10 protein-coding genes and 2 rRNA genes are annotated in these 12,510 nt (G+C 72.0%); 5 read left to right on the forward strand and 7 right to left on the reverse strand.

The window, feature by feature from the left end; all coding sequences use genetic code 11:
• Nucleotides 1–11 precede the first annotated feature (11 nt).
• Nucleotides 12–533, reverse strand: coding sequence for a histidine phosphatase family protein (locus tag ACW9J6_RS05550; RefSeq protein ID WP_457115445.1), 522 nt, complete (start codon nt 531–533; stop codon nt 12–14).
• The gene (locus ACW9J6_RS05555) at nt 530–2,290 is read right to left on the reverse strand and encodes a hypothetical protein (RefSeq protein ID WP_457115446.1); all 1,761 of its coding nucleotides are present in this window, start codon (nt 2,288–2,290) and stop codon (nt 530–532) included. Before ACW9J6_RS05555 ends, ACW9J6_RS05550 begins: the two co-directional genes overlap by 4 nt.
• A gap of 463 nt (nt 2,291–2,753) precedes the next feature.
• Between ACW9J6_RS05555 and ACW9J6_RS05560 the strand changes: the two genes are divergently transcribed.
• Both ACW9J6_RS05560 and ACW9J6_RS05565 read left to right on the forward strand, forming a co-directional pair.
• The gene (locus ACW9J6_RS05560) at nt 2,754–4,514 is read left to right on the forward strand and encodes an ethylbenzene dehydrogenase-related protein (RefSeq protein ID WP_457115447.1); all 1,761 of its coding nucleotides are present in this window, start codon (nt 2,754–2,756) and stop codon (nt 4,512–4,514) included.
• A gap of 23 nt (nt 4,515–4,537) precedes the next feature.
• A complete protein-coding gene (locus tag ACW9J6_RS05565) occupies nt 4,538–5,581 on the forward strand; it encodes a 2Fe-2S iron-sulfur cluster-binding protein (RefSeq protein WP_457115448.1) in 1,044 nt (347 codons plus the stop codon).
• Between the two features lie 32 nt (nt 5,582–5,613).
• Here the strand turns inward: ACW9J6_RS05565 and ACW9J6_RS05570 are convergent, their stop codons facing one another.
• Entirely contained in the window at nt 5,614–6,039 is a 426-nt protein-coding gene (locus ACW9J6_RS05570; RefSeq protein ID WP_457115449.1) for a PaaI family thioesterase, read from the reverse strand.
• A gap of 72 nt (nt 6,040–6,111) precedes the next feature.
• On the opposite strand from ACW9J6_RS05570, the gene ACW9J6_RS05575 reads away from it, so the two are divergent.
• Complete coding sequence (locus ACW9J6_RS05575; protein ID WP_457115450.1) at nt 6,112–6,801, forward strand: histidine phosphatase family protein; 690 nt, start codon at nt 6,112–6,114, stop codon at nt 6,799–6,801.
• A gap of 29 nt (nt 6,802–6,830) precedes the next feature.
• On the opposite strand, the gene ACW9J6_RS05580 is transcribed toward ACW9J6_RS05575, so the two are convergent.
• Nucleotides 6,831–9,002: a malate synthase G gene (locus ACW9J6_RS05580; RefSeq protein ID WP_457115451.1), complete on the reverse strand. Its 2,172-nt coding sequence runs from the start codon at nt 9,000–9,002 to the stop codon at nt 6,831–6,833.
• 305 nt (nt 9,003–9,307) lie between these two features.
• Here ACW9J6_RS05580 and ACW9J6_RS05585 point away from each other — a divergent pair, with 305 nt between their 5' ends.
• Nucleotides 9,308–10,075, forward strand: a complete 768-nt coding sequence (locus ACW9J6_RS05585) for a DUF2076 domain-containing protein (RefSeq protein ID WP_457115452.1) — start codon at nt 9,308–9,310, stop codon at nt 10,073–10,075.
• A gap of 52 nt (nt 10,076–10,127) precedes the next feature.
• On the opposite strand, the gene ACW9J6_RS05590 is transcribed toward ACW9J6_RS05585, so the two are convergent.
• On the reverse strand, nt 10,128–10,898 hold the full coding sequence (locus ACW9J6_RS05590; RefSeq protein ID WP_457115453.1) for a L,D-transpeptidase: 771 nt from the start codon (nt 10,896–10,898) through the stop codon (nt 10,128–10,130).
• Between the two features lie 254 nt (nt 10,899–11,152).
• On the opposite strand from ACW9J6_RS05590, the gene ACW9J6_RS05595 reads away from it, so the two are divergent.
• Nucleotides 11,153–11,866 (forward strand): chemotaxis protein, encoded by a 714-nt coding sequence (locus ACW9J6_RS05595; RefSeq protein WP_457115454.1) that lies wholly within the window; start codon nt 11,153–11,155, stop codon nt 11,864–11,866.
• A 354-nt stretch (nt 11,867–12,220) separates the two neighbouring features.
• Here the strand turns inward: ACW9J6_RS05595 and rrf are convergent.
• Together rrf and ACW9J6_RS05605 are read right to left on the reverse strand one after the other, a co-directional pair.
• Nucleotides 12,221–12,336: ribosomal RNA gene (gene rrf / locus ACW9J6_RS05600) — 5S ribosomal RNA — on the reverse strand.
• An 88-nt stretch (nt 12,337–12,424) separates the two neighbouring features.
• Nucleotides 12,425–12,510, reverse strand: a 23S ribosomal RNA gene (locus ACW9J6_RS05605); the annotation flags it as partial.

Raw genomic sequence — 12,510 nt, forward strand, 5'->3', positions numbered from 1 at the left:
CCCTTCTCGCGTCAGGGCTCCGTCACGCGGATCCATTGCCCGTTTCCGAGATTCTCGCCCGTGAGGGCCTGGATCACGCCCCAGTGGCAGACGACGAGTGTGTGCGGCCAGTCGGGATGCGCGCGCATCTCCGCCAGGAAGGCGCCGGTCCGGGCCGCGAAGACGTCGTGCGGCTCGTGCGCGTCGGGCCACCACACCTCGGCGATCGCCCCGAAATCGAGATGCGGCCAGGCTGCCGTAAGGGCGGCGCGGCCACTGCCGATGTCGCAGCTCGCGCCGAAGCGCTCGCGCACCGCCTCGGTCACGATCACCGGCAGGCCCAGCCGCTCCGCCACCGGTGCCGCCGTCTGGAGCGCCCGCGTGTAGGGCGAGCACAGGATGCGCCGCATCCCCTCGCCGGCGAGAGCCTCCGCCGCGGCCGCGGCCTGACGGTGCCCGAGTTCGGTCAGCGGCGCGTCCGGGATCCCCGGATCCTCGCCCGTGGCCCCGTAATGCAGGTTGAACGCGCTCTGCCCGTGGCGCAGCAGGATCATCGGTCCTCCGAGAGGTGGCGCGCGAGGTGGCGCGCATAGGTGTCGGCGGCGCGGCGCAGCCGCTCCCCCTCGTCCGGGTCGCCGGTCGCCTCCGCGGCGAGCCGGGAGGCGCCGAGCCGGAAAGCGAGGTAGCACGGGATCAAGAACCCGAGGAGCGACCCATCGACCGGCCGGCCCGTCCCGGCCGCCACGGTGGTGGCGAGGCGGTCACGCCCGGCCGCCGGGAGATCGAACTCGACGCAGGCCCCCGCCACGTCCCAGGCGATGTCCTGGCAGCCGACGAGGTCGTGGCCGGCGTGGTGGTCGAGGGCGTCCGCCTTGCGGACCGAGCCGTCGGGGAGGAGGAGCCACTCCCAGGGCTGCATGCGGGCATCGACCTCGACGGGGCGCGACTGCTCCTCCAGGGCGGCGAGCCGGGCCGCGTCGTACCGGCCGAGCCCGCGCGCCGCCTCCGCCCCAAGCACCGCGGCGGCGTTGTGGCGGGCCATGGCCAGGAGCTCGGCCAGGGAGGCACCGCGCCCCGGACCGGACGGGAAGGACAGCGCACGGAAGGCGAGGTAGCGTCCGGCGGCCTCGATCACGTCCGGCGTCGCGACGCCGCGCGCGAGCGGGCGGGCCTCGTGGAGCCAGCGTTCGACGAGGAAGCCATGCGCGAGCCCGGCGACCGGCGGGCCGAAGCCGGCTTCGTGCAGGGCCCGCGCGCGCGCCAACGCCCGCTCGCCCGTCGCGCCGAGACCGACGAACTTGGCGAGCCAGGTCCCGCCACCGGCCCGGAGGAGGACCTTGCGCCGCTCCTGCTGCGGGTCGATGGCCGGCCAGTCGCGCACCTCGGCGAAGTGGAGCCGGCGCCAGGCCCCGCCCGAGATCTCCTCCGCCGGGCCGTCGAGGGGGCCGACCAGCCCCTCGACCCAGGTCGAGAGCCGGTGCGCGCGCGGAGCCCCGTCCCCGACGAGCCGGGCGAAGGGAATCGTCCAGCGCCGTGCCCGGGCCCACCGCGCCCGGTGACGGGGCTGGGCGCGCGGACCGAGGTCGCCCGCGTGGCTCGGGAAGAAGGCGATGCGCTCCGGCGCGACCCCGCTGTCCTCCAGGTGGTCCGCCACGGCCCCGAAGGAGCTGCCGGACAGGCCGGGTCCCTCGTCGATGATGGCCACGGGGCCGTGCGCCGCCCGCGCGCGGAGCCACGCACCCTCCGCGAGGGCGAGCCGCCGGTCGAACGGGTGGCCGACGGGCCGGAGCGACAGCGGCGCCCGCGCGTCGAGGGCGGCGGCCGTGATGGAAGCGAGGGGAAGTCCGATGCTGCGGATGCCCAGGCAGGCCGTGTCCGCGCCCAGACCGGACGCGCGGGCCGCCTCCGCGTAGCCCTCCGGGTAGAGGGCGTAGAAGGCAAAGCCCTCGGCCCGTTTGCCGGTGATGCGGTCGGGCAGCCGCAATCGCGCCAGGGCCGCCCGATCCGGCACCCGCAGCTCCGCCGCACCCGGGAAGTCGGCGTCCCAGGAGCCGAGCACGGCCCGCGCCAAGGCCATCAACCACGCATCCACCGCGTCCTGCGCGTCCGACGGCCCGTCGCCGCCGCGCGCGGCGAATTCCGCGTCCGCGATGCCCTGCGCCAATTCGCCCGCCTCGATCAGCGCACCGACCAGCGAGGCATGCGCGGCGAGACCCGGCCCGGCCTCCCGCGCCCGCCGCAGCGCCGCCTCGATCCTCCCGATCCAGGCCGCCGGATCCTCCGTCCGCGCCGAATCACCGTAGACCAGCATGGCGCCCCGTCCTCTGCCCGGCCATTCGGCTCCGTCATCGCGCCTCGCGCCGCCGGGTTCCGCCCGGGCGCGAGCGGGACCGGCGTGACGCTGCGCAACGCCCGTGTCTCCGTCCGCCCGGGCCGCCTCCGGTCCCGCGGCCTCGATTTACAACCCGTGGTCACTCACTGGGGTAAGCATACGGCCAAGCTTGCGAACGTTGGAATCTCGGCCGTGGCCTCGCCGACGCCGCGCGATCTCGACGATTTGCTGAGACTTCCGTTCGGTTTTCTATGCATCGCGAGAGAGACATTCGGTGTTTTCGGTTCCGGCCGCTCTCGTTTGACGGCGACGAATTAACCATCGAGCTGGAAAGCGCGGCGGCTCTCAGTCACGCGTTGCAAACAAGATCGGTTCGGATAACACTCCGTTACGTTCCAGTCTTGGATTCGACGCTCGACATCAGGGCGCGTGGGGGCGGGTCATGAATGAGATGGTGCCGAAGGACCGGCTCGCCGGCGCCCGCGCGGTCGACGCGCAAACTTCGCCGTCTCTACAACCGAAGGTCGCGCGGCTGCCGACCAGCGACGTCGGCACGGTGATCCTGCATTGGGTCAGCGCGGTCGCGATGGGGGCGAGCCTGGTCACGGGGCTGCGGATCTCGGCGGACGCTCTCGACGCCGTCGTCGCCCGCTGGATGAGCCCGGTCCTGCCCCAGGGCGAGGTGTGGACCGTCCACATCTATGCCGGGCTGCTGCTCTTCGCCGTCTCGGTCGCCTACGTCGCCTACATGGCGCGCAGCGGACTCGCCGCCCGCATCGCGCCCCGCAAGTTGCGGGCGCTGCAGATCGCCCCGACCGCGCAGCTGCGCTGGATGGGCCTCAACGTGCTGCTGCACTGGGCGCTGTTCGCCCTCGTGCTGGTCCTCACGGTCACCGGTGTGCTGCTCTACCTCGGCTACGGCGGCGCCGTGGTCGCGGTGCACGAGGCCGCGGCCTACGGCACCCTCGCCTACACGCTGTTCCACCTCATCGGCCATTTCGGCTACGGCGGCTGGCGGCAATGGCTGCGCATCTTCCGGCCGGCGGCCCTCGCGCCGAACGCGGCGCGGCGGAGCCGGCGGCCGATGATCGTGGCGGGGCTGGTGACCGTGCCCGCGGTGGCGGCGGTGATCGGGCTCGATCTCGCGGACCGCGACACGCTGGTGATCGCCGAGGTCGACACCGCCCCGACGCTCGACGGCGTCCTCGACGACGCGGCGTGGCGGGCGGCGCGGCCGGTCCGCGTGCGGACGCAGCAGGGGGCCAATCTCGGCGGGAGCGGCGAATCCACCGTCGAGATCCGCGCCGTCCACGACGGGAAGACGGTGACCTTCGCCTTCCGCTGGGAGGATCCGACCCGCTCGATCGCCCGCCTGCCGATGGTCAAGCACGCGGATGGCTGGCACGTGAACGCCACCCGGGCCGGCGAGGCGGACGTGGTCGACTTCTACGAGGACAAGTTCGCGGCGATCTTCTCGCATTCCGACGGCTTCGGCGCCGGCGGCGTGACGCATCTCGGCCCGAAGCCGCTCGCCGACAAGCCGTCCTCCCTGAACCAGCGCGGGCTGCACTACACGACCGACGGCTCCTACGTCGACATGTGGCAGTGGAAGGCCTCCCGCGGCGGCCTCCTCGGCCATGTGGACGACCAGTACATGGGTCCGCCCCGCGACCCGACGCCGGACGAGGCCGCCAAGCGCGCCCGCTACCAGGGCGGCTACTGGAACGACCCGGGCACGACGATCTACAGCTACAACTTCCCGTTCGAGGGTCCGGGCGGCTATGCCGGCCCCGTCGTGCCCAAGCGGCTGCCGATCGACCCGGCCGCCACGATGGCGGCGCTCGGCCACTTCGACCTCAGGAACCCCGACGCCCATCAGGACGAGGATGCGATCTGGTGGCTCACCGAGGCCGATTCGAAGCCCTACGCGCCCGAGGCCGACGCGACGATCCCGGTCGGCACGGTGATGCCGGGCGTTCTCAACGTCAGCGCCTATACGGGGGACCGGGCCGACCTGCGCGGCGGCGCCAAGTGGAAGGACGGCCACTGGACGCTCGAAGTCTCCCGGGCGCTGCGCACCGGCAGCCGCTACGACGTCGACTTCGTCAAGGGTGAGACGCTCTACCTCTGGGTGGCGGTCTTCGACCACACGCAGACCCGTCACACCCGCCACGTCCGCCCGGTCCGCGTCGTCCTGCGCTGATCCAGCCCTCGGGAACATCCGTCATGGCGTCCGCCTGCACGCTCGTCGTCAACGGCAAGACCATCCGGGCCGCGCATGGCGACACGCTGGTGGAGGCCGCGCTCGGCGGAAAGATCGTGATCCCGCAGGATTGCGGCACCGGCCAGTGCGAGACGTGCCGGGTGAGAGTCTATGCCGGCGAGGTCGACGACGCCGACACGCGCCAGGGCAGCACGGTGCTGGCCTGTCAGGCCCGGGTGACCGGGCATGCGGTGGTCGAGTTCGACGCGGTCCCGCCCGTGGTCACGCGCCGGGGCACCGTCGCGAGCCTGGTGCCGCTCTCGCCGGAGATCGTCGAGGTGACCGTCGCCCTGACCAAGGGCCTGACCCTGCTTCCGGGGCAGTACCTGTCCTGCGCCTTCGCCGGCTTTCCGGCGCGGGATTACAGCCCGACCTTGCGCAGCGACGGCTCCGGCGACCTCAACGAGGTGATCTTCCACGTCCGGCGCATCCCGGACGGCGTCGTGTCCTCGGAGCTCGGGGGCCGCATCGGGATCGGCCACGAGGTCCAGGTGCGCGGCCCCTTCGGCAGCGCCTTCCACCGGCTCGGCACGGGACGCCTCGTGCTGATCGGGGCCGGGACCGGCTGGGCGCCGATCTGGAGCATCGCCCGCGCGGCGCGGTTCCGCGAGCCGGTGCGCGAGATGGTGGTGATCGCCGGGGCCCGCGACCCGCGCAACCTCTACATGGGCGAGGCCCTCGACTGGCTGCGCGGCAGCGGCGCCGGGCCGGTGATCGCCACGGCGAGCGGCGGCGAGCCCGGACCCGGCCGCCTGCGGGGGCGCCCCACCGCCCATCTCCCGCACCTGCGCGAGAGCGACGTGGTCCACGTCGCCGGCTCGCCGGGCCTGGTGGCGGCCGTCCGGCTCCTCGCCGCGAGCGTCAACGCCACCTGCCACGCGGACCCGTTCGTGGCCTCGGCGCGCAAGCGCACGATCCGCCACAAGCTGTTCGACCTGCTCTTCGCCCGCCGGCCGGCCGGTGCGCCGCCGCTGGCGCTGCCCGCCGCCCCCACGAATGCCGGGTAGGACGGGCGTTCGCCGGCCGGACCGGCGTCGGATCAGCCGCGCTCGACCGGCCGCGAGGTGGGCTCGGCGAGGCCGGTGGGCTTGAACACGCCGCTCCCTGTGGCGACGAGGGGGCCGCCCTCGACGCGCAGTTCCGCGTCGCAGAACAGGATCGACTGGCCGGCCTTCGCCACCCGCCCCTCGGCCAGCAGCACGCCCCGTCCCGGCGACAGGAAGCGGGTCTGCATGTCGAGGGTCACGACCGGGCGCCCCGCGGTGAGGCGCGCCACCGTCCCCATGGCGATGTCGAGCAGGGTGCACAGGACGCCGCCATGGGCGATGCCGAGGTTGTTGGCGTGCTGCGGCCCGAGCGCGAGGCGCAGATGCGTGCGGCCTTCCTCGAAGCGCAGGGCCTCCACGCCGCAGAGCCGCGCGAAAGGGATGTCCGCCCCGAAGATCAAGTCCGCCTGCTCCGCCATCGTGCCGCTCCCGGTTTCGAAAGGACGGTATGTCTCCTGCGCGGCGCTGGCAATTCGCGCTATACGGGTGGGATGAGCGCCTCGCACCGACATTCCTTCGTCCGCACCCGCTGGTGGTGGGTCCGCCACGCCCCCGTGCGGGGCGATGGCGGCCGCATCTATGGCGGCTCCGACATCCCCTGCGATTGCGGCGACGCGCACGTCTTCGCCGGGCTCGCGCCGGTGCTGCCGGCGGGCGCGGTCTGGGTGTCGAGCCATCTCGGCCGCACGCGCCAGACCGCCGAGGCGCTCTGGCAGGCCCGCGACTTCTCGGTCGACGGGACGTCGCCGACCCTGACCGCGCTGCCCGCCCTTGCCGAGCAGAATCTCGGGGACTGGCAGGGGCAGGACCGCGCCCGTTTCTTCACGGAGCGCCAGCCCCTCGCCGGGAGCTACTGGTTTGCCCCCGCCGACGAGCGGCCGCCCAACGGCGAGAGCTTCACGCAGATGTGCGGGCGGGTGCACGCGGCCATCGCGGAGGTCACCGAGGAGCACCGCGGCCGGGACATCGTCGCGGTGGCCCATGGCGGCACGATCCGCGCCGCGCTGGCCCTCGCCCTGGGCCTGCCGCCGCAGGGCGGCCTCGCCTTCGCGGTCGAGAATTGCTCGCTCACCCGCCTCGACCATTACGCCAGCCCGGACGGCGCGGGCTGGCGGGTCGGGACCGTGAACGCCCAGCCCTGGCTCGGGTCCGGCAGCGACGGCGGCGGCCCGGCCGCCTGACGCCGCCCGCGGGCGGCGTCAGGCGCGTCCTACGCCGGCGCGCCGGCGGCCTTCGCCTCGCGGCGCCGGGCGTGCAGGACCCACTCGGTGTAGCCGTTCGGCTGCTCGCGGCCCTTGAAGACGAGGTCGCAGGCGGCCCGGAAGGCCGGGCCGTCGAAATCCGGCGCCATCGGCCGGTAGAGCGGGTCGCCGGCATTCTGCCGGTCCACGACCTTCGCCATCCGCTTGAGCGTCTCCATCACCTGCTCCTCGGAGACGATGCCGTGGTGCAGCCAGTTGGCGATGTGCTGCGAGGAGATGCGCAGGGTCGCCCGGTCCTCCATCAGGCCGACATCGTGGATGTCGGGCACCTTCGAGCAGCCGACGCCCTGGTCGATCCAGCGGACCACGTAGCCGAGGATGCTCTGGACGTTGTTGTCGATCTCCTGCTGCACGTCGTCGGGCGCGAAGTTCGACCGGGCGAGCGGGATCTGCAGGATCTCGGACAGGGCCGAGCGCGGCCGCCGGGCCAGTTCCTCCTGGCGGGCCCGCACCTCGGTCTCGTGGTAGTGCAGGGCGTGGAGGGTCGCGGCGGTCGGCGAGGGAACCCAGGCGGTGCTGGCGCCGGCCTTGGGATGGGCGCCCTTCTGCATCAGCATGTCGGCCATGGCGTCCGGCGCCGCCCACATGCCCTTGCCGATCTGCGCCCGGCCGAGCAGGCCGCAGGCGAGACCGACATCGACGTTGTTCTCCTCGTAGCCCTTGATCCAGGGCGTCGCCTTCATGTCGTTCTTGCGGATGACCGGTCCCGCCTCCATCGAGGTGTGGATCTCGTCGCCGGTGCGGTCGAGGAAGCCGGTGTTGATGAACACCACCCGCTCGTCCGCCTCCTTGATGCAGGCCGCGAGGTTGACCGTGGTGCGGCGCTCCTCGTCCATGATGCCCATCTTGAGCGTGTTGCGCTCGAGCCCGAGCATCGCCTCGACGCGCCCGAACAGCTCCACCGCGAAGGCAACCTCCTCCGGCCCGTGCATCTTGGGCTTGACGATGTAGACGGAGCCCTCCCGGCTGTTGCGGATGCCGGTCTCGTTGCGCAGGTCGTGGATGGCGATCATCGCCGAGACGGCCGCGTCGAGGATGCCCTCTGGCACCTCGCTGCCCTCGGCGTCGAGCACCGCGTCGGTGAACATGTGGTGGCCGACATTGCGCACCAGCATCAGGCTGCGGCCGGGCACCGTCACCTCGCCGCCGTTCGGGGCGGTGTAGTGGCGATCGGGGTTGAGGCGCCGCTCCAGCACGCGGCCGTCCTTCTCGAACCGCGCCGCCAGGGAGCCGTTCATCAGGCCGAGCCAGTTCCGGTAGACGACGACCTTGTCGTCCGCGTCGACGGCCGCAACCGAATCCTCCAGGTCCATGATCGTGGAGATGGCCGATTCGATCTGGATGTCGGCGACGCCCGAGGCGTCGAAGCGGCCGATCCGGTGCGTGCGGTCGAGCACGATCTCGACGTGCAGGCCGTTGTGGCGCAGCAGCAGCGCCGAGGGCATGCTCGCCCGGCCGCGATAGCCCACGAAGGCGTCCGGCCGCGCGAGCGGGATCGTGTCGCCGGTGTTCATGTTGCCGACGAGACGGCCCTCCTCGACGGCGTAGGTCACGACGTCCGCGTGACGCCCACCCGCGAGCGGCACCGTCCGGTCCAGGAAGGCCCGGGCCCGGGTGACGACGCGGGCGCCGCGGGTGCGGTTGTAGCCGGATCCGCGGGTGGCTCCGCCCTCCTCCGAGATCGCGTCGGTGCCGTAGAAGGCATCGTAGAGCGAGCCCCAGCGGGCGTTGGCGGCGTTGAGCGCGTAGCGGGCGTTCGACACCGGCACGACGAGCTGCGGGCCGGCGATCGTGGCGATCTCGTCGTCGACATTCTCGGTGCGGACGCGGACGGCACCGGGATCCGGCAGCAGGTAGCCGATCTCGCGCAGGAAGCGCGTGTAGGCGGCCTCGTCGACCGGCTGGCCGGTCCGCTCGCGGTGCCACGCGTCGATGCGGTCCTGAATCTCGTCGCGCTTGGCCAGCAGGGCCCGGTTCCTCGGCGTGAGGTCGCGCAGGATGGCGGCGAGCCCGCCCCAGAACACCTCGGGCGATACGCCCGTCCCGGGCAGCGCCTCGCGCTCTACGAAGTCGTGGAGCACGCGCGCGACCCGCAACCCGCTGACCGTCTGTCGATCCATCATCATCCTCCCGGCGGCAGGCCCGTCACGCGCGCCGCGCGCCGTCTCTAACAGGCGAAACAGAGGCCAGATAGGCGGCCGGCCCCCGACCGGCCAGGCGCCGCGCGCGGAACCATTTCAAACGGTGCGAACTGTCAGGGTGACGGTGGCGGATCGGGGATGAGGACGAGTGACGAAAACGTAATGCGTCCAAATACCCGGAAAGTCGCGATTCCCCGCGCCGGCCCCGTGACAAACAGCAAGGCCCCACCCATCTCGATCGCGCCGGGAGGTCCCGCCGCCCGGATTCAGAGGAGTACGCCTCCATGAACAGCGAAGAACGCGACGTCATCAACGGCATCTTCCAGCGACTCGAGCCGGCCGCGCAGCAGCCCCGCGATGCCGACGCGGAGCGGTTCATTGCCGAGAAAATCCGCGCGCAGCCCTACGCGCCCTACGCCTTGGCGCAGCTCGTCTACGTGCAGGAGGAGGCGATCAAGAGCCTCAACCAGCAGCTCGAGCAGGCGCGGCGCGAATTGCAGCAGCACGGTCAGGGCGCCGGACAGGGCGCGGGCGGCGGCTTCTTCTCCAGCATCTTCGGCGGCGGCCAGCCCCGGCAGGAGCCGCCGCGCCAGGGCAGCCCCTGGGGCGGGCAGCCGGGCTACGGCCAGCAGCCTCCGGGATACGGCCCGGGACCGGGCGCCGGCTACCCGCCGCAGGGCGGCTATCCCCAGCCCGGGCCCCAGCAGGGCGGGCCGTGGGGCGGGCAGCCGCAGCAGCCGCAGCGGAGCGGGTTCCTGGCCTCGGCCCTGCCGATGGCGGCGGGAGCGGCGGGCGGCATGCTGCTCGGCAGCGCGCTCGCGAACGCCTTCAGCGGCGGGCACTCGCAGCTCGGCAGCCTCGGTGCGGCAGGCCTCGGAGGGGCCGCGGGCGGCGGCGAGACGATCGTCGAGAACAACTACTACGGCACCGACGCCCAGGGCGCCGGTGGGGAGGATTTCGGCGCTCCCCTCGGCGGCGGCGGGGCCGACGATTACCAGGATGCGTCGTACGACGACGGCGGCGACAGCGGCGGGAGCGACGACTGGGTCTGACGCGCGCTTCGGTCCGTGGCCCCGCCGCATCGCGCGGCGGGGCCACGGGTCGTCAGCTCACGATGACCGTGGCGCCCACGGGCACGCGCTCGTAGAGATCGATCACGTCCTCGTTCATCATCCGGATGCAGCCGGAGGAGACGTTCCGTCCGATCGTCTCGGGCTCGTTCGTCCCGTGGATGCGGTACAGGGACGAACCGAGATAGAGGGCGCGCGCGCCCAGCGGATTGGCCGGGCCTCCCTCCATGTGGCGGGGCAGGTCGGGCCGGCGGCGGATCATCTCGGGCGGAGGCGTCCAGTCCGGCCACTCCCGTTTCTGGCTGACCGTCTTCACGCCCGCCCAGGAGAAGCCCGGACGGCCGACCCCGATCCCGTACCGGATCGCCTGCCCGCCGGGCTGGACGAGGTAGAGAAGGCGTTCCTGCGTATCGATCACCACCGTGCCGGGCCTGTGGCCGCCCGCGTAGGGGACGACCTGGCGCCGGTAGCGCTCCTCGACGACCCGCGCGATTCCGCTCCCCTCCTCGACCTCCTCCCGCGATAGGCCGCCGGGCAGCGCCGCCATGCGCGTCCGGCCATGGACGCCGTCGGGCGCATCGACGCCCGCGGGCACCTCCACCGCGGCGGCGCGGCGATACGCGATCGGCGTCCCGTCGGGCGCGACCGGAGCGGCCCGATACGGGCGCGCGACGACGGCCGGGTCGCGGCCCGTCATCAGGTACTCGATGAAGCCGCCGCCGTAGCGGCCGGCCTCCTGGGCCGAGGCGCTGCCGCCCAGAACGGCGGCGGCGGCGCCCGCGATCAACCAAAGACGGATCCTCATCTCCGTACGCTCCGGTGCGACGACGAAGACCGCAGTCAAAGCGCACCGTCGCGAGCGTCGCGTGAAGGAACGTGGTGACTCGTCCCGTAACGAACCCGGTCGCGTCGTCATTCTGCCAACACGATGAATCGACTCTGACGGGCGCAGGCGAGGCGGGCCGGCCCGCATCCATTCAGCAAATCGCAATCAATTCGCCGGATCGTGGGTCCTGTTCGCCCGGCACTCGGGCCACGGCGACAGGCTGATCCGGCACCATGAAGAACAAGCGCTTCCGCATCGAAGACAGTCTCGGCGCGCCCGTGCTCCCGGCGGCGGTCCAGCCGTCCGCCCCGGTCGCGGACGAGCGCATCAGCGAGATCCTGGCCTCGGTCAACGAACTGAAGCGGTTGACCCAGACCTCGACGGGCGACGTGATCGAGGCGTGCAAGCGCGAGATCAGCGAGATCTACGGGCTCAAGAGCGAGCTCGACGTGATGAAGGACGCGATCAGCCGGACGAAGGGCGAGATCGCGGCGCTGCATCGCAAGGACAATGACGGCAAGGGCGTGCGCCGGGCGGCCGGCGAACTCGACGCCGTGGTCGAGGCGACCGAGCGCGCGACCACGACGATCCTTGCCGCCGTCGAGGATATCGAGACCCACGCTTCGGTGCTGCGCTCGACGGGCGAACTGCGCGACAGCAGCAGCGTCGACGCGATCCTCGAGCGGACTGTGGTGCTCTACGAGGCCTGCAACTTCCAGGACCTGACCGGACAGCGGATCAGCAAGATCGTCAGCGTCCTGAAATTCGTCGAGGACCATATCGACCGGATGATCGACGCGTGGGGCGGGCTCGAAGCCTTCCGCGACCTGATGGGGCCGGCGAACGAGGCGAACCCGTTCGACGAGAGCAGCCTGCTCAACGGGCCGAAGCTCGACGAGGATCCGGGGCACGTCGACCAGTCGGACATCGACGCGCTGTTCAACTGAGAACCTGCGGGCGGGGAGCCGGGTTCGGCTCTCCCTCCCCGGCTGGAAGTCCGTGGGCGCAAGGACGCGGCTCGGACGAGAGACATCCATCCCCCGAACAGAACGACGCCCTCGGATGGTCGCCGCTCAGCGGTCCGGCCTTCCGAGGGCGTTTCATCATGTCGGCGGGGCGCTCTGCCGCGCGGTCTAGACGATGCAGGGAATGAGGCAACTGTCGGCCCGCGCACAGGAGCCCGTCTGCGCGCGCAGGACACTTCACGAAGGCGGAAGGTGCGGCCGATCGCGCGAGGCGCAGGACACGTGATGAGGGACTGCGGGGCGAGCGCTTGGGGCTCGCTGACCTGATCTTGGCAGGTCTGGCGGTGACCGACTCTCCCGTGCCTTAGGACACAGTACCATGGGCGCTGGAGGCTTTCACGGCCGAGTTCGAGATGGGATCGGGTGGAGCTTCCTCCGCATCGACCACCAGACCGGCCAAGATCAGGGTTGGGTTGTGCGTTCGGCGTGTCTGGTCTTGGTGCGTGCCGCTCCGGACTGCCCGGACACGGATCATGAGAGACGATCAAGCTCGATCGAGCGATTAGTACTGGTCAGCTCAGCGCATTGCTGCGCGTGCACATCCAGCCTATCGACGTGGTCGTCTT

Source organism: Methylobacterium sp. JK268, assembly GCF_054052225.1.

Coding starts and splice junctions, on each gene's coding strand:
- ACW9J6_RS05555 (WP_457115446.1), bottom strand. CDS start 2,290: ATGCTGGTCTACGGTGATTCGGCGCGGACGGAGGATCCGGCGGCCTGG.
- ACW9J6_RS05565 (WP_457115448.1), top strand. CDS start 4,538: ATGGCGTCCGCCTGCACGCTCGTCGTCAACGGCAAGACCATCCGGGCC.
- ACW9J6_RS05575 (WP_457115450.1), top strand. CDS start 6,112: ATGAGCGCCTCGCACCGACATTCCTTCGTCCGCACCCGCTGGTGGTGG.
- ACW9J6_RS05585 (WP_457115452.1), top strand. CDS start 9,308: ATGAACAGCGAAGAACGCGACGTCATCAACGGCATCTTCCAGCGACTC.
- ACW9J6_RS05560 (WP_457115447.1), top strand. CDS start 2,754: ATGAATGAGATGGTGCCGAAGGACCGGCTCGCCGGCGCCCGCGCGGTC.
- ACW9J6_RS05580 (WP_457115451.1), bottom strand. CDS start 9,002: ATGGATCGACAGACGGTCAGCGGGTTGCGGGTCGCGCGCGTGCTCCAC.
- ACW9J6_RS05550 (WP_457115445.1), bottom strand. CDS start 533: ATGATCCTGCTGCGCCACGGGCAGAGCGCGTTCAACCTGCATTACGGG.
- ACW9J6_RS05570 (WP_457115449.1), bottom strand. CDS start 6,039: ATGGCGGAGCAGGCGGACTTGATCTTCGGGGCGGACATCCCTTTCGCG.
- ACW9J6_RS05590 (WP_457115453.1), bottom strand. CDS start 10,898: ATGAGGATCCGTCTTTGGTTGATCGCGGGCGCCGCCGCCGCCGTTCTG.
- ACW9J6_RS05595 (WP_457115454.1), top strand. CDS start 11,153: ATGAAGAACAAGCGCTTCCGCATCGAAGACAGTCTCGGCGCGCCCGTG.